The organism is Luteibacter sp., from assembly GCF_009912395.1.
Taxonomy (GTDB): Bacteria; Pseudomonadota; Gammaproteobacteria; order Xanthomonadales; family Rhodanobacteraceae; genus Luteibacter.
Map to the genome: position 1 here is coordinate 1 of NZ_WNDO01000034.1, position 23,553 is coordinate 23,553.

Consider the following 23,553-nt stretch of genomic DNA (forward strand, 5'->3'; position numbering starts at 1 on the left):
CCCCGGTCTCTTCTGAGACCGGGGTTTTTCTTTTGCCTCGCCGCCCCCAAGCCCCTGTAGGAGCGCGCTTGCGCGCGATCGGACCTCGCCGCAACACCCCATCGCGCGCTAGCGCGCTCCTACAGAAAGCTCGAAACTCCAAACACAGCCAAGACTCCGCGAACCTCCGGTGGGCGGAGGCTCATGGCAGCCTGTGGGGTGGGGGATACGCGCGGACGCAATCACTCGTATGACGCTGGCGGATGCAATGATGCTTCCGCCCACGAAGGATCAATCCGCAAGATGACGGTTCGTGACACACGTCCATCCCATCGATAGGCGGAAAAGGCAATCTCTCCGCCCAGGCGGGGCGGTTCCAAGGCTCACCGTCGCCGTGACTATCGTTAGGGATATCCCGACACCACAAATAAAAAGCCCGGACCGCGATGGCCCGGGCTTTTTTCGTTGTGATCCCTCAACGGATGTTGATCTGCGTAACGATCGTATTCCACGGGGAGTTCAGCGACGTGTTCTGATATTTGAACGTACCCGACTGCTGGCCATCGAGGTTGTATTCGTTGAGCCAACCGGCCACCGTTTGTCCGGCGGTACAAGGCCAGGTGTACTGGTTGCCGGTGATGCAGACAGATGTATGGCCGATCTGGGCCGAGCCTGGCAGCTGGCCACCATTCATCGAAACGAAGGGGTTGCCGCCGTAGCCGATCTCAAGCACGGCCGTACGCAACTGCGCACCACCATGGTCGCAACTGGTCGAAAGCTGGCCCGCAGACGGGTACTCCCACCCACAGTTCGAGGAACCGACAGCGTAGACGATGATGCGGGTCAGGGGAGGCGCAGGGGCGAAGGGTGCGGCAGAAAAGCCGTTCGTCATCGGCGGCGCGACAATGTCGCCACGCTGGAGAAGCGGTTCTAGCGCAGTGACGGCTGACGGGACATCTGCGGCCTGCTGGGCCTGGGAGGCTCCACAGACGATCATCGCTGTGGCGAATAGGACGGCACGGTAGGTCATCGATAGGGGTACTCGTGAAAGGGTACGAAAGCGATCGTCGAACGCGTCGATCGCCGCGGGTGCCAAGGAGATTCGCCGGCTCGAATAAACGTGTCCGAAGAGGGGCCTTGCACGAAACCTTCGCCGCGCCATGGCGAAGGCCCGAGCATGATCCGTGCATCGCGCGGTGAAGGATGTCGGCAATCGGGCGATCGATAGGCTGAATTGGCAGCAAGCGCCGTTGGCCGATGCGCGACCGCCGCATGACACCTCACCGATAAGGCGGCATGATGGTTCCGTACGACGTAGCGACGGAAAGACCATGGATCCACGACTCAATCGACGCCAAGAAGAACTCATCGCCCTTGTGCAGAGGGAAGGCTTCGTCGGCGTCGACGAACTGGCCAGCCATTTCGACGTGGCGCCGCAGACCATCCGGCGTGACCTGAACCTCCTGGAAGACGGTGGCCTGATCCGTCGTTACCACGGTGGTGTCAGCGCGCCTTCCAGCGTGGAAAACGTGGCCTACGACGCGCGCCAGTCACTGCAAGCCGTGGAAAAAGGCCGGATCGCCCAGGCCATCGCCCGGGAGATCCCGGATGGCTCATCCCTGTTCATCAACCTGGGCACGACAAACGAAGGCGTCGGCCGGGCACTGCTTGACCATCGAGACCTGCGCGTCATCACCAACAACCTCAATATCGCGATCCTGCTGAGCCAGAATCCTACCTTCGAGGTGATTGTCGCCGGCGGCGTGGTGCGTCGACGCGATCATGGTGTCACCGGCGAGGCGACGATCGAGCTGATACGGCAGTTCAAGGTCGACTACGGCATCATCGGCATTTCAGGCATCGAGCTCGACGGCACCCTGCTGGATTTCGACTTCCACGAAGTCCGCGTCGCGCAGGCGATCATCGAACATTCCCGCCAGGTCTTCCTTGGTGCGGACCACAGCAAGATCGGCCGCAACGCGATGGTGCGCCTGGGTGACTTCTCGCGGGTCGATGCCTGGTTCACCGATCGCACGCCGCCGGACGAGTTGCTTCCCGTGCTCGAAAGCTCGAACACGCAGCTCCACATCGCCGGCGACTAGCCTTCCTGCACCGCGAGGGCCGGTTCATCCGCGCGAGCCCTCGCAACGACATCTGTCATTCAACGCAGGGTTCCCACGCATATCCCGCGCCGTCGTTCCGGATACGCCCCAACCCCGGAAATGGCGCGTGCGCTGCACCGACGATATCTCCTCGCCGCGCCATCGCATTGAGGAACGCTTTGCGCGTCGCGTGCGCTCGCATAGGATCGCTGTCGTAACAGACGGTCACGCCGGGCGTGACCAGTTGCACCGCGGCGACATGGAACAGATCCCCGCAAAACACGATATCGCCGGCATCCGTGCGTACCCGATATCCGGTGTGCCCACAGGTGTGACCTGGCAGGGGTTCCGCCGAGATATAACCGAGCCAGGTCGTTCCCGGCTCGAACGGCCGGTAGCGTCCTTCCCGGAGATACGGGGCGAGTGTCCGTCGGGCATGTTCGAACGTCGCGCGAACGCTGCCGTCGACATCGGCAGGTTCACCGTTATCCAGCCAGAACTCGGATTCGTCGCGAGGCACATGTACGGTGGCCCGTGAAAACACGGCCTCGCCATGGTGCGTCAGGCCGCCCATGTGATCCGGATGAAGGTGCGTCAGAAGTACGATATCGATGTCGTGCGGATCGTACCCGGCGGCCATGAGCTGCAGGGTCATCCTCCCGAGCGTGGCGTCCTGGAGATGGCCCGCCCCGGTATCGATCAGCGTACGGTGCGTACCGTCGTCCACTAGGAAGGCGTTCACGTGACTGGGAACCACGGCGTCCAGGTGGGCATCTTCCAGCAGATCGCCCAACGGCGTGTCACCACTGCGTAGGACATCGTGGGCGCATAGAGGAAAATGCCCGTCGCACAGGGCGGTGATCGTCAGCGCGCCGAATACCGTCCGGTGAAAGGTCGCGTCGTCCCTGGTGGATGACGAAGGCTGTCGAAGCAGTACGGGGAGGTTGTCACACATGGGAAGGAATGCCTGGGTAAGGGATTCCAGCGTGCCGTTCCCATCGCATCGCGCACACTGACAGCCGTGTGCGTCAGTCCTTCAGGAATGTTCGGGCTCGCCGCCCAGCATGCGCATGGCGATATCGGCGAGGGCGCGCACGCGATCCATGCCGCGCATGTCTTCGTGGTAGCCCATCCAGATATGCCGTGACGGCGGCTCCTCGCCAAGGTCGATGCGTCGCAGGCCGATCGTGGTGTCGCCCACTGCGCGGGGCAACACCGCAAGCCCCATGCCCCGCTGGCATAGCCGGGCCTGTAGGGCGCGATGGTTCGACACGATGACCGGGCGTGCATGCGGCAACATTTCTTCCAGCCAGTCCACTTCGGGATAGCGGTGGACCGAGGTATCCATCAGTACAAGATCGGTCCCGCGTCCGTCGCCCCGTGTGGGTGTCGTGGCATCGTCCCGTGCGTACAGTCCGTAGTCGATCCGGAGGAGGCGGCACTGCACGACACCCGGTTCCTCGAAAGGCACGACACGAAAGACCACATCGGCTTCTCGACGGGAAAGGTCATAACGCCGGGAACTGACCATCAGCTCCGGCCGGATGCCGGGATGATCCTGAAGCACGGCTTCGATGACCGGCGGCAGGATATAGGTGGCGAACCAGTCGGCGGACGAGATCCGTAGCGGACCGGCCAATGTACCGTCCTCCCCGGCCAGCCGGCGCTGGATCGCCAGGGCGGAGGCTTCCATCTCCTCGGCAAGCCGGAGTACGCGAGCGCCGGCGTCCGTGAGCAACACACCGTCCGTATGCCGCTGGAACAGGGGCTGGCCCGTGTCCTCCTCGAAGGCCCGGACCCGTCGTCCGACGGTCGGGTGGCTGAGGCCCAGCGTCCGTGCAGCGGCGCCCAGCGAGCCCTGGCGGGCCACGGCGAGAAAGATACGAACGTCACTCCAGTCCACGGCCGGGCTCCTGTCGGCGAAGATTCCGACTGTGCGTGAGCCGGGGAGGGCTGGCAAGCCGGCTTTCCGGCTGCCGGCTGACTTGCCGATTCGCTGCAATGCAGCGTGCGATGTTCGTTTGTGTTCGAATATGCTCATTTCAACGCGGGCTAGGCGCCGCTGATCGTGTGAAATGTTCGTATTTGCGCAAGTTTTGGCAAATCGGTCCCCGAAACGAACGTACCCGAGCGTAGGGTTTCACCCCTCAGCGTCGTCTCGCCTCCAGCCAAGCGGAGTGCGTGATGGTCGAGCAGGTCGATGTTCTGGTGGTAGGTGGTGGCGTGAACGGCGTGGGCATTGCCCGCGATGCCGTAGGTCGCGGCCTGAGCGTGTGGTTGTGCGAGCGCGACGATCTCGCCTCGCATACGTCCAGCGCCAGCACCAAGCTGATCCATGGCGGCCTTCGCTACCTGGAGCAATTCGAATTCGCCCTGGTGGGAAAGGCGCTGGCGGAGCGCGAAGTGCTGCTGCGTGCCGCGCCGCACATCATCTGGCCGTTACGTTTCGTGTTGCCGCACCAGCCTCACCTGCGTCCGGCGTGGATGATCCGCATCGGCCTGTTCCTCTACGACCATCTCGGCCGCGGCCGTCGCACCCTGCCGGGCTCGCGCCGCGTCCGCTTCGGCAAGCACGTCACCGGTGAACCGCTGCGCGACGAATTCACCCAAGGCTTCGTGTACTCCGACGCCTGGGTGCAGGACGCCCGCCTGGTGGTCCTCAACGCCATGGATGCCGCCCGTCGCGGTGCCCACATCGAAACACATACCCGCTGCGTCAGCGCTCGTCGCGACGGCGATGGCTGGACGGCCGAACTGGAAGCCCGCGACGGTTCCCGTCATTTCGTCAAAGCCCGCGCCCTGGTGAATGCCGCCGGTCCCTGGGCCGCCTCGTTCCTCGACGACGTGGCCCATGTGAAGCACGATCACTCGCTACGCCTGATCAAGGGCAGCCACATCGTGGTGCCGAAGATCTTCGACCATCGCTACGCGTACATCTTCCAGCAGCCGGACCGGCGCATCGTCTTCGCCATTCCGTACGAGCGCGATTTCACGCTGATCGGCACGACGGACATCGAATACAAGGACGATCCGTCGCATCCGACGATCTCGGACGACGAAACCGCCTACCTCTGCGAAGCGGCCAACCGCTACTTTAAGAAACAACTCACGACAAGCGACGTGGTCTGGAGCTACAGCGGCGTCCGTCCGCTCCTTCAGGACGATTCGGGCAAGGCCTCCGAAGTGACGCGCGACTACCTGCTCGATATCGACCAGCACGGCGCGCCGCTGCTCAACGTATTCGGTGGCAAGCTCACCACCTTCCGCAAGCTGTCCGAGGAAGCCGTGGACCGTCTCGCCCCCCTGCTGGGCAACACCAAGCCGGCCTGGACCGCCGACGCGCCGCCGTTGCCCGGCGGTGACGAACGCGACATGGACGAACTGATCGCCGACCTGCGCTCCAGCCGCCCGTGGCTGACCGAAAACCACGCCTGGCGCCTCGCCCATAGCTACGGTACCCGTGCGCGCGACCTGCTTGGCGAGGCCAGCGGACTCGACGCGCTGGGCCAGCATTTCGGCGCCGACCTCTACCAGGCCGAAGTCGATTACCTCGTGCGCCACGAGTGGGCGACCGAGGACGAAGATATCCTCTGGCGCCGTAGCAAGCTCGGCCTGCGTATCGACGCGCAGGGCGTGCGCCAGCTCACCGATTACCTCGCCCGTCGTTTCCCGAAGAACGAAAAAACAACGAACCCATAGTACGGGGACGGGCTCCACACCGTGCAACCAATGGAGAGTCAGGTCATGCGGCAACAGATAGGCGAATTGATATCCGAGGCGTTGGCGATGTTCATCATCATCGCCTTCGGTGATTCCGTGGCGTGCATGTATGTGCTCTACGATCCCAGTCCGTACCAGAACGCCTATTGGGGCGTCTGTATCGCGTGGGGCCTGGCGGTGACCATCGCGATCTACGCGACGGCTTCGGTATCGGGCACGCATGCCAATCCCGCGGTGACCTTGGCCCTGGCGATATTCCGCGACTTCTCGTGGAAGAAAGTGGTGCCGTACTGGGTCGCCCAGGTCATCGGTGCCTTCCTCGGCGCGGCCATCGTCTATGCCCTGTTCGGGCCGGTGATCGACCACTTCAACGCCACGCATAACCTCACGCGCGAAGCGGGTGGCGCGGCCGGCGTGTTCTTTACGCATCCGGGCCTGGCCATCACGCCGATGCATGCGCTGTCCGACCAGATCATCCTGACCGCGTTCCTGCTGTTCGGCATCTTTGCCATCACCGAGCAGTACAACGAGACGGCGCCGGGTGCGAATTCCGGTGCGCTCATCATCGGCCTGCTGGTCGCCACCATCGGCGCGTCGATGGGTTATCTCGAAGCCTGGGCGATCAACCCGGCCCGCGATTTCGGTCCGCGCCTGTTCGCCTACTTTGCCGATTGGGGCCCGTCGGCCCTGCCGTCACCCGACAACTACTGGTGGATCCCCATCGTGGGTCCGCTGATCGGCGGTGTCGTCGGCGGTGGCGCGTACCAGCTGCTCGTGCATCCCTTCCTGCCGGCCCGGCAGCGTGCGCTTGAAGAAGCGTGCCTCGCGGCCGCCAAGTCTTCCACGCACAACGTTAAGTGAGGCCAGTCATGAGCAAGAAATACATCCTGGCGATCGATCAGGGCACGACCAGCTCGCGCACCATCCTGTTCGATCACGACGGCAACATCGCCGGCACCGCGCAGCGCGAATTCACGCAGATCTTCCCGCAACCGGGTTGGGTGGAACACAACCCGCGCGAGATCATGACCAGCGTGCTGTCGACCATGACCGAGGTCATCAGCAGCTCCGGCATCGATGCGTCGCAGATCGAAGGCATCGGCATCACCAACCAGCGCGAGACGGCGGTGGTCTGGGAGAAGTCCACGGGCCAGCCCATCTACAACGCCATCGTGTGGCAGTCGCGGCAGACGGCCGATATCTGCGAAAAGCTCAAGGCGGCCGGTCACGAGGAGATGGTCCGCGAGAAGACGGGCCTTCTGATCGATGCCTACTTCGCCGGCACCAAGGTGCGCTGGATCCTCGACCACGTCGAAGGCGCGCAGGAGAAAGCGGAAAAGGGCGAGCTGCTGTTCGGCACGATCGATACCTGGGTGATCTGGAACCTCACCGGCGGCAAGGTGCACGTCACCGACTACACCAACGCCTCGCGCACGCTGATGTACGACATCTACAAGCGTCAGTGGGACGATGAGCTACTGAAGATGCTCAACGTCCCGAAGTCGATGCTGCCGGAAGTGAAGTCGTCCAGCGAGGTGTACGGCACGACGCTCGCCAAGCATTTCTTCGGTCGCGAGGTCCCCATCGCGGGTGTCGCTGGCGACCAGCAGGCCGCTCTGTTCGGCCAGGCGTGTTTCGAACCGGGCCTGGCGAAGAACACCTACGGCACCGGTTGCTTCATGCTGATGAACACGGGCGAGAAGGCCGTGCGTTCGAAGAACGGCCTGCTCACTACCATCGCCTGGGGCGTCGACGGCAAGGTGGAATACGCGCTGGAAGGCAGTATCTTCGTCGCCGGCTCGGTCATCCAGTGGTTGCGCGACGGTCTGCGCATGCTGGGCAAGGCATCGGATTCGCAGTCGTACGCGGAACGCGCGAAGGACAACGACGGCGTGTACTTCGTGCCTGCTTTCGTGGGCCTCGGCGCGCCGTACTGGAAGAGCGATGTGCGCGGCGCCGTGTTCGGCCTGTCACGCGGCACCACCAAGGAGCAGTTCATCCGCGCCGCGTTGGAGTCGATGGCCTACCAGACGCGCGACGTCCTCGAGGCGATGCAGAGCGATTCCGGTATTCAGCTGAAGGAACTGCGCGCCGACGGTGGCGCCATCGCCAACGACTTCATGGCGCAGTTCCAGGCCGACATCCTCGACGTGACCCTGCTGCGTCCGAAGGTGCAGGAAACCACGGCACAGGGGGCTGCCTACCTCGCCGGTCTTGCGGTGGGCTTCTGGAAGAGCAAGGACGACATCGCCAAGCGCTGGGCGGTGGACCACCAGTTCAAGCCGTCGATGTCGAAGGAACGCCGCGACGACCTGTACGAGGGCTGGAAGCAGGCAGTGAACGCGACGATGGGCTTCAAGCCCCGCAATTAAAGCGTTTGTAGGAGCGCGCTTGCGCGCGATGGGGTACTCGGTAAGAAGCCTCCATCGCGCGCAAGCGCGCTCCTACAGAAAGACGACGCAAAAAAAGGGGCGGCGCATCACTGCGCCGCCCCTTCTTTATCGATGCCTCAAGCCAGCTCGTAACCGAACTGTCCCTTGAACTCGGCCGCGAACTGCTCGTACGTGAAGTACTGGTTCTGCGTGCCCGGATGTTCGACCTTCAGCGCGCCCATCAGCGACGCCATGTTGCCGATGGTCTTCCAGTCGTAGCCCTTCATGATGCCGAAGATGAGGCCGGCGCGGTAAGCGTCGCCGCAACCGGTGGGGTCGACGACCTGGCGCTCGCGCGCCGGACCGATCTCGATGACTTCGCCGTTGACGTGGATCTGCGAACCGCGCGGGCCGAGGGTGACGATGTAGGCCTCCACCTTGGACGCGATGTCGGTCGCGCTCCAACCCGTGCGCTGCTGCAACAGCTGCGACTCGTAGTCGTTGACGATGACGTACTTCGATTTTTCGATCATCGAGCGGAACTCGTCGCCGTTGAACAGCGGCATCGCCTGGCCCGGGTCGAAGATGAAGGGCACGCCGCGCGCGGCGAACTCGTCCACATGCTGCAGCATGGCTTCGCGGCCATCCGGCGCGACGATGCCGAACTCGTAATCCGGGATGTCACGCACATGGTTGTCGTGCGCGTTGGACATGGCGCCCGGATGGAAGGCGGTGATCTGGTTGTTGTCCAGGTCGGTGGTGATGAAGCACTGCGGCGTGAACATGTCGTCGTACTGGCGCACGCCGTCGAGACGGATGCCGTGCTTTTCCATGTGCGTACGGTACGGACCGAAATCCTGGCCGACGGTGGCCACCGGCATCGGGTCGCCGCCAAGCAGCTTCAGGTTGTAGGCGATGTTGCCCGCGCAGCCGCCGAACTCGCGGCGCATGGCCGGCACCAGGAACGACACGTTCAGGATGTGAACCTGATCCGGAATGATGTGGTTCTTGAACTGGTCCTGGAACACCATGATGGTGTCATAGGCGAGCGATCCGCAGATTACGGCAGTCATGCGTTGGTGACCCTGAAGTGATTGGCGCGGCCGTGACCCGGCCGCCGCGAACTCGGACCGCGCGGGGTCCGGTAAACCCATCGATGGTACCCAAAAACTTTCCCGCAGGCGATATCCGGGTACGTACAGATTTACGGGATCGGTACAGCATTCTCACGCATCATCCGGACTTACAAGGCTTTCTTAACGTCTTTGCCCTTGCGTGGGCGAGGGCGCCAATCTAGACTTCCACGCTTACTTTTTCCCGCAATTGGCGCCCGCCGCATCATGTTTAAGAAGTTCCGCGGAATCTTTTCGAACGATATTTCCATCGATCTCGGCACGGCGAATACGCTTATCTACGTGCGGGGCCAGGGCATCGTCCTCAATGAGCCGTCGGTTGTCGCGATCCGCCAGGACCGCGGCCCGGGTGGCCCGCGTGCCGTCGCGGCCGTGGGTGGCGACGCCAAGCGCATGCTGGGTCGTACCCCGGGCAACATCGCCACGGTGCGTCCGATGAAGGACGGCGTCATCGCCGACTTCACCATGACCGAGGCGATGCTGCAGCACTTCATCAAGCAGGTGCACCGCTCGCGCATGCTGCGCCCGAGCCCGCGCGTGCTGGTCTGCGTGCCTTGCGGCTCCACCCAGGTGGAACGCCGCGCCATCAAGGAATCGGCCGAAGGCGCCGGCGCCCGCGACGTGTTCCTCATCGAGGAGCCGATGGCCGCCGCGATCGGTGCCGGCATCCCGGTACACGAGGCCCGCGGCTCGATGGTCCTCGATATCGGCGGCGGCACCTCCGAGGTGGCGGTGATCTCGCTGAACGGCATCGTCTACTCGCAGTCGGTCCGCGTCGGCGGCGACCGCTTCGACGAAGCCATCATCAACTACGTGCGCCGCAACCACGGCACGCTGATCGGTGAATCCACCGCCGAGCGCATCAAGCTCGAAGTGGGCTGCGCCTTCCCGCAGAGTGAGGTCCGCGAGATGGAAATCTCCGGCCGCAATCTCGCCGAAGGCGTGCCGCGCATGTTCACGATCAACTCCAACGAAGTGCTGGAAGCCCTGCACGAGCCGCTCTCCGGCATCGTGGCGGCGGTGAAGGCGGCGCTGGAGCAGACCCCGCCGGAGCTCTGCTCCGACGTGGCCGAGCGTGGCATCGTGCTTACCGGTGGTGGCGCCCTCCTGCGCGACCTGGACCGCCTCATCTCCGAGGAAACCGGCCTGCACGTTCAGGTGGCCGACGACCCGCTCACCTGTGTGGCCCGTGGCGGCGGCAAGGCGCTGGAGATGATCGACCAGCACGGCAGCGACTTCTTCGCCTTCGAATGATGACCGCGCGCCCCGCGCATTTGGCCGGAGCGCGCTGACCCATGGCCCTGAATCGCGACGACAAGTCGCCGCTGTTCTCGCCTGCGGTGGCGGGTACCCTGCGCCTGATCGTCTACCTCGCGCTCGCCTGCGTCATCATGGTGATGGATCACCGCAGTGGCTGGCTGGCCAACGTGCGGTATGGCCTGTCGCTCGTGGTGGAGCCCATCTACCGCGTGGCGGGTCTGCCGTCGCAGGGCTTCCACGCGGCCACGGTGGCCTTCGCCGATCGCCAGGCTCTCACCGAGGCCAACCAGCGCCTGCGTGAGGACTTGCTGCTGGCCAACGCCAAGCTCAACCGCATGGCCTCCGTCGCCGAGCAGAACCAGCGTCTCAAGGAGCTGCTGGACACCCAGCACAGTCTTTCGCTGAACGTGCAGCTGGCGCGTCTGGTCGGCGTGGACCTCGGCGTGTACCGCCATCGCATCGTTCTGAACGTGGGCTCGCGCGACAAGGTGCAGCCCGGCCAGGTGGTGATCGATGCCCGTGGCGTCATGGGCCAGATCGTCGAGGTGATGCCCACCACCTCCGTCGCCATGCTCATCACCGACCCGAACCACGCCATCCCCGTGACCATCGAACGTACCGGCCTGCGCACCATCGCCTATGGCTCGCGCGCGGGCGACATGCTCACGCTGCCCAATATTCCGGTCGCGGCCGACGTGCAGGTGGGCGACAAGCTGGTCACCTCCGGCCTTGGCGGTCGTTTCCCGCCGGGCTTCCCCGTGGGCGAGATCCGCGACGTGGCACAGACCCCCTCGGGCACCTTCCTTTCCGCGCAGGCGCGGCCCGCCGCCGACCTGGACCGCAGCGAGGACGTCCTCCTCCTGCACGACCTGGCCGAGCCGGCCGGTCCGCCGCCGCCCGCGCCGAACGCCGGTCCGCCGGCCAGCCTGGCGCCGGATCTGAACGCGCCGCCACCGCCGACCTTGCCGTCGGTGACCGCGCCCAGCGCCACGCCTACGCCCACCCGTGCGGCCAGTTCGGGGACGCAGCCATGAACAAGGTTCGCGTCCGCGTCTTGTGGTTCTCGGCCACGCTGGTCCTCTCGCTGTTCCTGATGCTGATCCCGATGCCGGGGTTGCTGGCGCCGTTCAAGCCGTACTGGCCCGCGCTGGTGCTGCTCTACTGGTGCCTGCAGTCCGGTGATCGTGTTTCGCTGGGCATGGCGTTCTGCCTGGGTATCGCCGCCGACCTGTTCGACGGCATGCTGCTCGGCGAGCAGGCCCTGCGCCTCACCGCCATGGTCTTCATCGCGTTGCGCTTCCGCTCGCGCCTGCGCTTCTTCCCGATGTGGCAGCAGTCGCTGGCCGTGCTTGGTCTGCTGGTGAACGATCGCATCCTGCTTTTGCTGGTGCGTGTGTTCGGCGGCGACCCGCTGCCGCCGCCGGAGTTCTGGATTTCGCCGCTGGTCGGCGCGGCCCTGTGGCCGTTCGTGTTCCTGATCCTCGACGACCTGCGTGCGCGCCTGCGCATCCATGACGCATGAGTCGCAAGCGCGCCTCGCTGAAGGAGCTTCGCGGCGAAACGGCGCTGTTCCGCCGGCGCGCGTTCGCCGGCTTCGCGCTGATCCTGCTCGGCCTGTGCGCGGTGGTCACGCGCTATGTCTACCTGCAGGTCTACCACCACGACGAGTTCGTGGCCCGCTCGGAGCAGAACCGGATCAAGCCCCGGGCCATTCCGCCCGCGCGTGGCCTGATCTACGACCGTAACGGCGTCCTGCTGGCTGACAACGTCCCCGCTTTCCGTCTTGAGGTCACCCCCGAGCAGGTCGGCAACATGGACGAGATGCTGGCCCGTCTCGGTGCCGTGGTGCCGATCAGCGACGATGACATCACTACCTTCAAGAAGCAGGTGAAGCAGAGCCGTCGTTTCGACGGCGTGCCGCTGAAGCTTAAGCTCACCGAAGACGAGATCGGCCGCTTCGCCGTGAACCGCTGGCGCTTCCCCGGCGTGGACGTGGTGCCGTACCTCACCCGTCGCTATACGCTCGGTCCGCTGATGGCCCACGTCATTGGCTATGTGAGCCGCATCGACGCCGACGACCTGCAACGCGTGGACGAAGCCCGCTACAAGGGCACCACGCATATCGGCCGCATCGGCATCGAGCGCTCGTACGAGGATCTGCTACACGGCGCGCCCGGCTACGAACTGGTCGAGGTGAACGCCGACGGCCGTACCCAGGCCGTGCTCGACACCACGCCACCCACGCCGGGCAAAAACATCTACCTCACCATCGACGTGCGCCTGCAGAAGGCCGCCGCGGAGGCGATGGCGGGGCGTTCCGGTGCGGCCATCGCCATCGATCCGCGCAATGGCCAGGTGCTGGCCTTCGTCAGCGTGCCCGATTTCGATCCCAACCTGTTCGTCAACGGCATCAGTTCGGTGGACTACAAGGCGCTGACCACGGCCCCGGACAAACCGCTATACAACCGCGCGCTGCGCGGCGTGTATCCGCCGGGCTCGACGGTGAAGCCGTTCATCGCCCTGGGTGGCCTCACGCTGGGCCTGCGCCGCCCGTCGGACACGGTGCTGTCGACCGGCGAGTTCTGCATTCCCGGGCAGTCGCGCTGCTATCGCGACGACGTGCGTGGCGGTAACGGCACGGTGAACATGGTCCGTGCGATCGAGCTGTCGACCAACACCTATTTCTACAAGCTTGCCCTCGACATGGGCATCGACCGCTTTTCCGACTGGATGGGCCGCTTCGGCTTCGGCAGCAAGACGGGCATCGACCTCGTGGGCGAAGTGACGGGCATCCTGCCGTCGCGCCAATGGAAGGCCACGCGCAGCAAGTCCGGCTGGTTCCCCGGCGAAACCATCATTGCGGGCATCGGCCAGGGATATTGGGCGGTCACGCCGTTGCAGTTGGCCCACGCCACTGCGACCTTCGCCGGCCGCGGCATTCCGTATACGCCGCACTTGATGCTTGATACGCAGGACGGCGTGGATGCGCCGCGCGAACGCCAGGCTTTCCCGCCCACCGGCCCGTCACTGATCCGCAAGCCCGCCGACTGGGACACGGTGAACGAGGGCATGGAAGCGGTGATCAACTCGGGCAAGGGTACGGGCCGGAAACTCGGTGGCGGATTCCCGTACCTCATCGCGGGCAAGAGCGGCACAGCGGAGCGCTTCTCGCGTAAGACCGACGCCTACGACACCAACAAGAACACGGCCTACCTGGCTACCCGACACCGCGCGCTGTTCATCGCCTACACCCCGGCGGACGATCCGAAGATCGCCGTGGCCGTGGTGCTCGAGGCCGGTGCGTGGGGCGCGGCGGATTCCGGTCCCATCGCACGCAAGATTCTCGACCAGTGGGTGGTCGACGAGGGCGGCCAGCGTCCGGTCGACACCACGCCGGGACAGGTCGTGACCGCCGACGCGCTGCCCGAAGCCGCGCCGGCCGAAAACTCGTCCGTGCAGGGCGCGCAGCCCGCCGAGGCCTCCAGCGTGCTTGTGCCGCCCGAAGACGACGGGGAGGACCAGTAACCATGATCGAACAGCTTTCCGTCCGCCTGAAACGCTTCGGCCTGCGCCTGCTCACCCGGCCGCGCCTCGACCTGCCGCTGCTGCTGGCGCTCATCGTGCTGGCCGGTGCCGGACTCTCCACGCTGTATAGCGCGGGCGGGGGTAACTATTCGCTGGTCGGCGGCCAGGCTGCGCGTTTCGTGCTCGGCGGCGTGCTGATGGTGATCATCTCGCGTATCCCGCCGCCCGTACTGCGTTCCTGGACGCCCTGGCTTTATGCCGGCAGCACGGCCTTGCTGCTCGTGGTGGCGGTGCTTGGCGAAGGGCGCGGCGCGTATCGCTGGCTTGATCTTGGCGTGATGCGCTTCCAGCCCTCCGAGCTGCTCAAGCTGACCATGCCGATGATGGTGGCCTGGTACCTGCACCCGCGCCAGTTGCCGCCCAGTTGGAAGGACATCATCGTGGTGGGCCTGCTCATCGCGGTACCCGCCGGCCTCATCGCGGAGCAGCCCGATCTCGGCACGGCCTTGCTGGTGGCTGGCGCGGGTGCGTTCGCGCTGTTCCTTTCGGGCATGGCCTGGTGGCGCATCGGCCTGCTGGTGGGCAGCGCGGCGGCCGCCGTGCCGGTGGCCTGGCAGTTCCTCCACGAGTATCAGCGCAATCGTGTGCGCACGCTGCTCGATCCGGAATCGGACCCGCTCGGCAACGGCTGGCACATCATCCAGTCGAAGATCGCCGTGGGCTCCGGCGGCATGTTCGGCAAGGGCTGGCAGCACGGCACGCAGTCGCGCCTGGACTTCCTGCCTGAGCACACCACCGACTTCATCTTCGCCGTGTTTTCCGAGGAATTCGGGTTGGTCGGCGTCATCGCGATCATGGTGCTTTACGCCTTCATCATCGGCCGTTGCCTGTGGATCGCGATGAACGCCCGCGACACCTATTCCCGCCTGCTGGCCGGCGCCATCGGCATGAGTTTCTTCGTGTACGTGGCGGTGAACGGCGGCATGGTGGCCGGCATCCTGCCGGTAGTGGGCGTGCCCATGCCGCTGGTGAGTTACGGCGGTACATCGGCGGTGTCCCTGCTCACCGGTTTCGGCGTGCTGATGTCGATCCACGCGAACCGGAAGCTTCACGACTCGGCCTGAACGAGGGCCGAAGCGTGCCCCGGAACCGCCATCCACGCGTGCTACGCTTCGGCGCATGGATGATGTTCTGACTGCGCGCCGCGCCCGACCCGCTCGACTCCTCCCGCGCCTCGCCGGCGCGATGATGGCTCTTCCCCTGATGTTCGCCGCCGCGTCGGCGCATGCCGAGACCCATCCCGGGCAGGCCGCGCTGGTGCGCGAGGTGGCGCGCGATACGGGCAAGAATCCTGCCGCGCTGAACAAGCTGCTCGACAGTGCGAAGAAACAGCAGTCGATCATCGACGCGATGAACCGCCCGGCCGAGGGCAAGCAGTGGAAGGACTACCGGCCGATCTTCCTCACCGAAGAGCGCATTGCCGCCGGCGCGGAGTTCTATCGCACGCATCGCCAGCTGCTCGACGCCATCGGTCGCAAGTACGGCGTGCCGCCGGAATACATCGTCGCGATCGTCGGCGTGGAGACCTTCTACGGCCGCAACACCGGCAAGTACAAGGTGCTCGACGCGCTCACGACGCTGGCGTTCTACTATCCCAAGCGCGCCCCGTTCTTCCGCGGTGAGCTGAAAACCCTGCTCGAACTGCCGTCCAACCACCTGGGCGGTCCGCTCGACACGCTGACCGGCTCCTATGCCGGCGCGCAGGGCTGGGGCCAGTTCATGCCCACGTCCATTCGCGAATGGGGCGTCGACTACGACGGCGACGGCCGTATCGACATGAAGGGCTCGATGGGCGACATCTTCGCCAGCGTGGCCAACTATTTCGCCCAGCACGGCTGGGAAACCGGCGGCCCGGTCGCCGCCCGTGCGCAGCCGGACCGTCGCGCTCGCGCGCCTGAAGTCCCGAAAAACTGGAAACCGGTGGCTCCGGTCGAGTCCTTCGTGGCCGACGGTTTCGCACCCGTGAAGCATCTCGACCCGGGTCGCGACGCGCAGGTGCTGCGCCTCGACGGCCCGTCGGGTGACGAGTACTGGTTCACCTTCCAGAACTTCTACGTCATCACCGCCTATAACCGCAGCCCGATGTACGCCCTCGCCGTCGATCAGCTGGCGCAGGAGATCCGCGCCCGCGTGAAAGGTCCAAACGCGCGATGACGGGGCTGGTCGGGGGGCTGGCCAGGTACTTCATCGTCGTTCCCACGAACGAGGTCTCCACCTCGTCGCCGCCTCACGTCGTTCCTGCGTACGCAGGAACCCAGGGCGAAGCGCTCGATGTCGCTGCTTCGTCCGAGCGCCCGACGCTGGGTTCCCGCGCACGCCGTAACAACGGCCGTATCGGTAGCATCGTCCGCTGGCTGGTAATCCTGCTGCTCGCGATGTTCCTCGTCGGCTGCGGCGGTGGAAAGAACACCCGCCCCAGCTCGCGCGGCGGCAAGTCGTCCTCCCGTGGCTATGACGACATCAGCAAGTCGCAGTCGTCGCGCTATCGCTCCAGCCGCGACAGCGTGCCCACCGACATTCCCGACGTCAGCAAGCTTCCCGAGCCGGTGCCGAAGGTGGAGCCGCGCTCGCTCTACGGCAACAAGACGCCGTATTCCGTGCTGGGCCAGACCTACAACGTGCTCGACAGCCCGCGCGGGTACGTCGAGCGCGGCATCGCCTCGTTCTACGGCAACAAGTTCCACGGCTACAAGACCTCGAACCTCGAGGAATACGACATGTACCAGTTCTCGGCGGCGCACAAGACGTTACCGCTGCCGAGCTACGCGCGTGTCACCAACCTGGAGAACGGCAAGAGCGTGATCGTGCGCATCAACGATCGCGGGCCGTTCCACGAAAACCGCGTCATCGACCTGTCCTTCGCCGCCGCCGTGAAGATCGGCGTCTGGCCCAAGGGCACCGGCCTGGTCGAGGTTCGCGCCATCGATCCGCGCGATCCGTCCTCGTCGGCGGCTCCGCCCATCGTCGCGGCGGCACCCCGGCCCGCGCCGGTCACGGCACCGCCGCCGCCATCGCGTCCGGCGTATTCGCCTCCGCCGCCCTCGGGCCGCACGGCGCCGTCGCCGTCTGCGGTGGCGACGGGCGTGGCGCTGGCATCCGCACCGCGTCCGGCGCCGACATCGACCACCTCCACGCCCGTGGCCACCGGTAACCCCGACGATGCAGGCCCCGTGGCCGGCATGACCGAGGTCTCCGCCGCCGAGGCCTTGCCGCCGTTGGCGGCGGCGGGGCAGGGCGCCCGACCGGCGTCGACCGGTTCGGTCGCCGCGCCGGCGAGCCAGGCACCGGCCAGGCCGGTCGTGGCCGCTGCCGTGCCTGCGACACAGCCGACCGCCGTGCCCGGCAAGCCCAGCATCTACCTCCAGGTCGGCGCGTTTTCCGACGCGGCGAACGCTTCCCGCGTGGCCGACCAATTGAACCGGGCGGGTCTTGGCCCGGTCAGTGTCATCGAGACCTCACTCGGTGGCCGCACCGTGAAACGCGTCCGCGTCGGCCCGCTGGCCGATGTGGACACCGCCGACCGGGTCACCGACCAGATTGCGAAAATGGGCCTGCCCAGGCCCCAGGTCGCGGTAGACTGACCCTCTTTTTTCCTGCTTTTGACTGGACCGTTGAAATGATGAAGCTCTTGCCCCGTTCCCTGTTCGCTTTCGCCGCCGCCGCGCTCGTCGCCGGCGTGACCGTGGCGCAGCAGACGCCGCCCCGTCCCAGCGTCCCGCGTCCGGTGATGCCGGAAGCACCGGTGCCGCCGCCGCCGGATGTCGAGGGCAAGAGCTGGGTGCTGATGGACTACAATACCGGGCAGATCATCGCGTCGAAGGAACCGGACCTCCAGGTCGAGCCGGCCTCGATCACCAAGGTGATGACCGACTACGTCGTCTCCGCCGAGGTCGCCAACGGCAAGATCCACATGACCGATCCGGTCACGATCAGCGAGAACGCGTGGCGTGGCGGCGGTGCCGGCACCGACGGTTCCACCAGCTTCCTCAAGCTCAACAGCCAGGTGCCGCTGAAGGACCTGCTGTACGGCCTGATCATCCAGTCGGGCAACGACGCCGCCATCGCGCTCGCCGAGCACACCGCGGGTTCCGAGCCGGCGTTCGCCAACCTGATGAACGCCTATGCCAAGCAGATCGGCATGACGCACTCGAACTTCGAGAATGCGTCGGGCTACCCCATTTCCAATCACTACACGACGGCCCGCGACATCGCGATCCTTTCGCGTGCGCTCATCCACGACTTCCCCGAGGACTACGCGATCTCGGCCGTGAAGGAGTTCGAGTGGAACGGCATCAAGCAGCACAACCGCAACCTGCTGCTGTGGCGCGACAACACGGTGGACGGCATCAAGACCGGCCACACTGCCGCCGCCGGCTACTGCCTTGCCGCCTCGGCCAAGCAGGGCGACGCCCGCATGATCGCCATCGTGATGGGCGCCGGCAGCGAGAAAGGCCGCGCCGATGCCGCGCTGGCGCTGATGAACTACGGCTTCCGCTTCTACGAGGCACACAAGCTCTACGACGCCAACAAGCCGCTGGCCACGCCGAAGCTTTGGAAGGGCGCCGAGAACACCCTGCCGCTGGGCGTGAGCGAGAACGTGCTGGTCTCGGTTAAGCGTGGCGACTACGACAAGCTCAAGGCCAACCTCGACGTTCCCTCCACCCTGATCGCCCCGTTCAAGAAGGGTCAGCAGGTTGGCACGCTGCGCGTGACGCTCGACGGCCAGCCGGTGGTCACCGTTCCGCTGGTCGCGCTGAACGACGCGCCGGAAGGCGGCTTCTTCTCGCGCCTGTGGGACACGATCATGCTGTGGTTCCACAGCGACAGCGACAAGAAGTAAGGAGCGCGCCATGCGTGAGATCGACTTCAGCCAGGCCCAGAAGGACGGCAAGGGCTTCCAGTTTCCCGGTGAGTTCGAGATCACCGCGATCGGCAACGCCAACGCCGGTCTCGACAAGCACGTGCCGGTGCTGCTCCACGGCATCGGCCTGGAGGTGCTCCACGAGACCCTGTCGACCAAGCTCACGCCGGCCGGCAACTACCAGTCGGTGACGGTGACCTTCGTGGCGCCCAGCCGCGAGAAGTACCTGGAAGCGCACAGCACCTTGCGTGCCGACGAAAATATCCGCTTCACGATGTGACGCCCCCGTAGGAGCGCGCTTGCGCGCGATCGGGCAGGGCGATACGCCCCCCCGATCGCGCGCAAGCGCGCTCCTACCGTCTTTAGGTCGGGCCCTTGCATCCGTGAAGCCCCACCCGCAAATTCCCTGAATCCGCCTACCCGGGCCCAAGTCGTTTCCCCCATGACCCTCCCCCTCAACGTCCGCAGGCTGGGGCGCGTCCCCTACGAATCCACCTGGAAGGCCATGAGCGCCTTCACCGACAACCGCACCGACGACACCGTCGACGAGTTGTGGGTGCTGGAGCACGATCCGGTCTTCACACTGGGCCAGGCGGGTCTCGAAGAACACGTGTTGTTCGCCGGGGATATCCCGGTGGTGCGCGTGGACCGGGGCGGGCAGGTCACCTACCACGGACCGGGCCAGATCGTGGCCTACCCCATGATCGACCTGCGCCGCGTAGGCGTGGGCGTCCGCGAGCTGGTCGACCGCATCGAACAGGCCCTGATCGACACCCTTGGCGAGTGGAATATCGGCGCCGAGCGCAAGGACGGCGTCCCGGGCGTCTACGTGGCCGGCGCCAAGGTCGCCGCGCTGGGCCTGCGCATCCGCCGGGGTTGCAGCTTCCACGGCCTGGCCTTCAACGTAAACATGGACCTGGAACCCTTCCACCGCATCAATCCCTGCGGCTACAAGGGTTTGGAGACCACCCAGGTGATAGACTTGGGCGGTCCGTCGCGGCTGGCGGACGTGGAAGATGTCCTGATCCAGGAATTCTGCAAGCAGTTCGGCTTCCACGCCGTGCCGGCCGACGCCACCCTCCCCGAACTCCCCGCGCGCCTTGCGGTCTGAAGGCCTAGTTACCATGAGCCAGACAGCCACTTCCCCCTCCCGCAGCATCCCCATCGCCGTCGTCGACAAGCCCGGCGAGAAGATGCTGGGCAATGACAAGATCGCGCTGAACCGCGCGGGCTTCGATGCCGATCAGCCTGCGCTGCGCAAACCCAGCTGGATCCGCGTGCGTCTGCCGCAGGGCAACGCCGTGCAGCAGCTGAAGTCGCGCCTGCGCGAAAACTCGCTGGTCACCGTGTGCGAGGAAGCCTCGTGCCCGAACATCCACGAGTGCTTCTCCAAGGGCACCGCCACCTTCATGATCCTCGGCGAGGTCTGCACCCGCCGTTGCTCGTTCTGCGACGTGGCCCACGGCCGCCCGCTGGCGCCGGATCCGCTGGAGCCGGCACGCCTGGCCGAGACCATCCGCGACATGCGCCTGAAGTACGTCGTGATCACCTCGGTGGACCGCGACGATCTGCGTGACGGCGGCGCCGAGCACTTCGCCTCGTGCATCCGCGCGGTACGCCATGCCAGCCCGAACATCCGCATCGAGATCCTCACCCCGGATTTCCGCGGCAAGGGCCGCATGGAGCGTGCGTTGGAAGTGATGAAGGACTTCCCGCCGGACGTCTTCAACCACAACCTCGAGACCGTGCCGCACCTTTACCGCGAAGTGCGCCCCGGTGCCGATTACCAGTGGTCGCTCGACCTGCTCAAGCGCTTCAAGGCGCAGCACCCCGACGTCCCGACCAAGTCCGGCATCATGCTGGGCCTTGGCGAAACCTACGATCAGGTCATCGAGACCATGCGCGATCTACGCGCCCATGACGTCGACATGATCACGATCGGCCAGTACCTGCAGCCGACGGCGCACCATCACCCGGTGGTCCGCTACTGGACGCCGGACGAGTTCGAGGCGCTGCGCGTCGCCGGCGAGGAGATGGGTTTCTCCCATGTCGCTTCCGGCCCGTTGGTGCGATCCTCCTACCATGCCGACCTGATGGCCCACGCCGCTGGCGTCGTCGAATAACCGAATAGCACTCCGAGGCTTCCATTACATGACCCTTCGCCCCGTGTCGCTCGCCCTCCTGCTGGTCCTCGCTACCGCCGGCGCGCAAGCCCAGAATGCTTCCCAGCAGCCGCAGCCGGGCGCGACACCGGCGGTGAAGAGTCCGACGCCGCCCGCGGCGAAGAGCCCCGCGCCGCAGCCGAAGGACGCCTCGGAGGCGGCCACCTCGCCCGAGCCGCAGCGCAAGGAGTCCACCCTTCCGCTCAAGCCCACGGCCGCCGAGGCGCAGGCCTCGCAGCTGTCCGCGCGCTTCCTGACCCGCTTCCACTACCAGGCCCAGCCGCTCGACGATGCGATGTCGGCGAAGATCTACAAGGCCTACTTCGACTCGCTCGACAGTGAGAAGGTCTTCTTCACCCAGGAAGACATGGCCAAGTTCGAACCGCTGAAGACGCAGTTCGACGACGCCATCTGGAACCAGGACCTCTCCGGTCCGTTCTCGGTGTTCAACCTGTACATCACCCGCGCCGTCGACCGCATGAACTACGCGCGCGGCCTGCTGAAGAAGGGCTTCGACCTCACGGGCAACGAGAGCTTCAACTTCGACCGCAAGAAAGCCGCGGTGCCGAAGGACCAGGCCGAGCTGGACGACATCTGGCGCAAGCGCACGATGAACGACTGGCTGCGTCTGAAGCTGGCCGGCAAGACCGACGACGACATCCGCAAGACGCTCGACAAGCGCTACGCGAACTACATCACTCGCGTGCGCCAGCTCGACGACGAGGACGCGACCCAGGCCTTCATGACGGCCTACGCGAACTCCACCGACCCGCACACTGATTACCTCGGTCCTCGCGCGGCCGACGCCTTCGACATCGCCATGCGTCTCTCGCTCGAGGGCATCGGCGCCGTGCTGCAGGCGCGTGACGACTACACCACCATCCGCGAGCTGGTCCCCGGTGGCCCGGCGATCAAATCCGGCAAGATGAAGCCCGGCGATCGCATCGTTGCGATCGGCCAGGGCGAGACCGGCACGATGGTCGACGTGGTTGGCTGGCGCCAGGACGACGTCATCAAGCTGATCCGCGGCAAGAAGGACACCACGGTTCGCCTGGAGATCCTGCCGGCCGACGCTGGTGTGGACGGCAAACACGAGATCGTGACCCTGGTGCGCAAGAAGGTCACGATGGAAGAGCAGGCCGCCAAGTCCAAGGTCATCGACGTGAAGGATGGCGACGTCACCCGCAAGATCGGCGTGATCGAACTGCCCACCTTCTACCAGGACTTCGGCGCCCGTCGTCAGGGCGACGCCAACTTCAAGAGCGCCACGCGCGACGTGAAGAAGCTGCTGACCGCGCTGAAGGCGCAGAAGGTCGAAGGCATCATCATGGACCTGCGCAACAACGGCGGCGGCTCGCTCAATGAGGCCACCGAACTCACGGGCCTGTTCATCGACACCGGCCCGGTGGTGCAGGTGCGCGACGCACGCGGCCAGGTCGAAGCCCAGGGCGACGACGAGCCGGGCATGTCGTGGGACGGCCCGATGGCTGTCATGGTCAACCGTGGCTCGGCCTCGGCGTCGGAGATCTTCGCCGCCGCCATCCAGGACTACGGCCGCGGCATCATCATCGGCGAGCCCACCTTCGGCAAGGGCACCGTGCAGAACCTCGTCGATCTCGACAAGTTCGGCAAGGCCACCACGGGCGAGGACGCCAAGTACGGCGAGCTCAAGATGACCATCGCCGAATTCATCCGCATCAACGGCGACAGCACGCAGCTGCACGGTGTGACACCGGACGTCCGCTTCCCGGAAAACGGCGACGCGAAGGAATTCGGAGAGTCGACCTACGACAACGCGCTGCCGTGGCGCCACATCGATCCGGCCGACTACAAGCCGGTGGCGAACCTCAAGCCCATCGTCGGTCCGCTCAACCAGAAGCATGAGACCCGTGTCGCGACCTCGCCCGCTTGGAAGCTGATGCTCGACGAGCTGGCGCAGTACAAAAAGATGCGCGACAAGACGGACATCTCGCTGAACTTCGCCACCCGTCAGGCCGAGCGCAAGCAGTTCGACGCCACGCAGGCCGATTTCCGCAATCGTCGCAAGGCGATCTTCGGCGACGCCAGCGAAGACACCACCGACGACGCGAACAACGGCGACGACGGCCTGAACGCCAACGAGCGCAGCATCAAGTCCGACCTCAAGCAGGAAGCCGACGCCAAGAAGGCCAAGGACACCCCGCTCGACGAGGCCGCCCACATCGTCAGCGACGAAGTGGCCCTCATCAAGGGCGACGCGAAGCTCGCTTCGCAGGTGCTTCCGTACGGTGGCCGCAAGGTCGACGCCGCGCAGACGGCCCAGGCCGAAAAGCCGGCACCCACGTCGCCGTAACCCTGTAGGAGCGCGCTTGCGCGCGATGGGGCGCCTCGATGCCCCCA

General features: G+C 65.5%; 20 protein-coding genes and 1 pseudogene. 17 read left to right on the plus strand and 4 right to left on the minus strand.

Going from position 1 to position 23,553, the window contains the following annotated elements:
• Positions 1-454: 454 nt before the first annotated feature.
• Positions 455-1,009 carry a DUF4879 domain-containing protein gene (locus GAK28_RS22090; RefSeq protein ID WP_291784478.1) on the minus strand — a complete coding sequence of 185 codons (555 nt, stop codon included), beginning with the start codon at positions 1,007-1,009 and terminating at the stop codon, positions 455-457.
• A 301-nt stretch (positions 1,010-1,310) separates the two neighbouring features.
• Between GAK28_RS22090 and GAK28_RS22095 the strand changes: the two genes are divergently transcribed.
• Complete coding sequence (locus GAK28_RS22095) at positions 1,311-2,081, plus strand: DeoR family transcriptional regulator (RefSeq protein ID WP_291784481.1); 771 nt, start codon at positions 1,311-1,313, stop codon at positions 2,079-2,081.
• A 55-nt stretch (positions 2,082-2,136) separates the two neighbouring features.
• Here the strand turns inward: GAK28_RS22095 and GAK28_RS22100 are convergent, their stop codons facing one another.
• A complete protein-coding gene (locus GAK28_RS22100; RefSeq protein ID WP_291784483.1) occupies positions 2,137-3,036 on the minus strand; it encodes an MBL fold metallo-hydrolase in 900 nt (299 codons plus the stop codon).
• Between the two features lie 81 nt (positions 3,037-3,117).
• On the minus strand, positions 3,118-3,984 hold the full coding sequence (locus tag GAK28_RS22105) for a LysR family transcriptional regulator (RefSeq protein ID WP_291784485.1): 867 nt from the start codon (positions 3,982-3,984) through the stop codon (positions 3,118-3,120).
• Positions 3,985-4,265: 281 nt separating this feature from the next.
• On the opposite strand from GAK28_RS22105, the gene glpD reads away from it, so the two are divergent.
• From glpD to glpK, 3 genes are read left to right on the plus strand one after another with little or no spacing between them, the layout of a single operon-like run.
• Positions 4,266-5,780, plus strand: coding sequence for a glycerol-3-phosphate dehydrogenase (gene glpD / locus GAK28_RS22110; RefSeq protein ID WP_291784487.1), 1,515 nt, complete (start codon positions 4,266-4,268; stop codon positions 5,778-5,780).
• Positions 5,781-5,810: 30 nt separating this feature from the next.
• The gene (locus GAK28_RS22115) at positions 5,811-6,662 is read left to right on the plus strand and encodes an MIP/aquaporin family protein (RefSeq protein WP_291784489.1); all 852 of its coding nucleotides are present in this window, start codon (positions 5,811-5,813) and stop codon (positions 6,660-6,662) included.
• Between the two features lie 8 nt (positions 6,663-6,670).
• Complete coding sequence (gene glpK / locus GAK28_RS22120) at positions 6,671-8,173, plus strand: glycerol kinase GlpK (RefSeq protein WP_291784491.1); 1,503 nt, start codon at positions 6,671-6,673, stop codon at positions 8,171-8,173.
• A 137-nt stretch (positions 8,174-8,310) separates the two neighbouring features.
• On the opposite strand, the gene GAK28_RS22125 is transcribed toward glpK, so the two are convergent.
• Positions 8,311-9,246, minus strand: a complete 936-nt coding sequence (locus GAK28_RS22125) for a carbohydrate kinase family protein (protein ID WP_291784493.1) — start codon at positions 9,244-9,246, stop codon at positions 8,311-8,313.
• 267 nt (positions 9,247-9,513) lie between these two features.
• Here GAK28_RS22125 and GAK28_RS22130 point away from each other — a divergent pair, with 267 nt between their 5' ends.
• The 13 genes and pseudogenes from GAK28_RS22130 (at position 9,514) to GAK28_RS22190 (ending at position 23,506) form a co-directional block, all read left to right on the plus strand.
• The gene (locus GAK28_RS22130; RefSeq protein WP_291784495.1) at positions 9,514-10,560 is read left to right on the plus strand and encodes a rod shape-determining protein; all 1,047 of its coding nucleotides are present in this window, start codon (positions 9,514-9,516) and stop codon (positions 10,558-10,560) included.
• Positions 10,561-10,601: 41 nt separating this feature from the next.
• Entirely contained in the window at positions 10,602-11,600 is a 999-nt protein-coding gene (mreC, locus tag GAK28_RS22135) for a rod shape-determining protein MreC (protein WP_291784497.1), read from the plus strand.
• Positions 11,597-12,088: a rod shape-determining protein MreD gene (gene mreD, locus GAK28_RS22140; RefSeq protein WP_291784499.1), complete on the plus strand. Its 492-nt coding sequence runs from the start codon at positions 11,597-11,599 to the stop codon at positions 12,086-12,088. The genes mreC and mreD overlap by 4 nt, the downstream gene beginning before the upstream one ends.
• Complete coding sequence (gene mrdA / locus GAK28_RS22145; protein ID WP_291784501.1) at positions 12,085-14,091, plus strand: penicillin-binding protein 2; 2,007 nt, start codon at positions 12,085-12,087, stop codon at positions 14,089-14,091. The genes mreD and mrdA overlap by 4 nt, the downstream gene beginning before the upstream one ends.
• 2 nt (positions 14,092-14,093) lie before the next feature.
• Positions 14,094-15,215, plus strand: a complete 1,122-nt coding sequence (gene rodA / locus GAK28_RS22150; RefSeq protein ID WP_291784503.1) for a rod shape-determining protein RodA — start codon at positions 14,094-14,096, stop codon at positions 15,213-15,215.
• A 124-nt stretch (positions 15,216-15,339) separates the two neighbouring features.
• Positions 15,340-16,305, plus strand: a complete 966-nt coding sequence (mltB, locus tag GAK28_RS22155) for a lytic murein transglycosylase B (RefSeq protein ID WP_291784505.1) — start codon at positions 15,340-15,342, stop codon at positions 16,303-16,305.
• Positions 16,306-16,526: 221 nt separating this feature from the next.
• Positions 16,527-17,081: pseudogene (locus GAK28_RS22160) on the plus strand (septal ring lytic transglycosylase RlpA family protein); the annotation flags it as partial.
• A gap of 249 nt (positions 17,082-17,330) precedes the next feature.
• Positions 17,331-17,732, plus strand: coding sequence for an SPOR domain-containing protein (locus GAK28_RS22165; protein WP_291784573.1), 402 nt, complete (start codon positions 17,331-17,333; stop codon positions 17,730-17,732).
• Between the two features lie 38 nt (positions 17,733-17,770).
• Positions 17,771-18,991 (plus strand): D-alanyl-D-alanine carboxypeptidase family protein, encoded by a 1,221-nt coding sequence (locus GAK28_RS22170; protein ID WP_291784575.1) that lies wholly within the window; start codon positions 17,771-17,773, stop codon positions 18,989-18,991.
• Between the two features lie 10 nt (positions 18,992-19,001).
• Positions 19,002-19,292, plus strand: a complete 291-nt coding sequence (locus tag GAK28_RS22175; protein ID WP_291784507.1) for a DUF493 family protein — start codon at positions 19,002-19,004, stop codon at positions 19,290-19,292.
• 162 nt (positions 19,293-19,454) lie between these two features.
• Positions 19,455-20,123: a lipoyl(octanoyl) transferase LipB gene (gene lipB, locus GAK28_RS22180; protein WP_291784509.1), complete on the plus strand. Its 669-nt coding sequence runs from the start codon at positions 19,455-19,457 to the stop codon at positions 20,121-20,123.
• 13 nt (positions 20,124-20,136) lie between these two features.
• Positions 20,137-21,135: a lipoyl synthase gene (lipA, locus tag GAK28_RS22185; protein WP_291784510.1), complete on the plus strand. Its 999-nt coding sequence runs from the start codon at positions 20,137-20,139 to the stop codon at positions 21,133-21,135.
• A gap of 28 nt (positions 21,136-21,163) precedes the next feature.
• Positions 21,164-23,506 (plus strand): carboxy terminal-processing peptidase, encoded by a 2,343-nt coding sequence (locus tag GAK28_RS22190; protein WP_291784512.1) that lies wholly within the window; start codon positions 21,164-21,166, stop codon positions 23,504-23,506.
• Positions 23,507-23,553 lie beyond the last annotated feature (47 nt).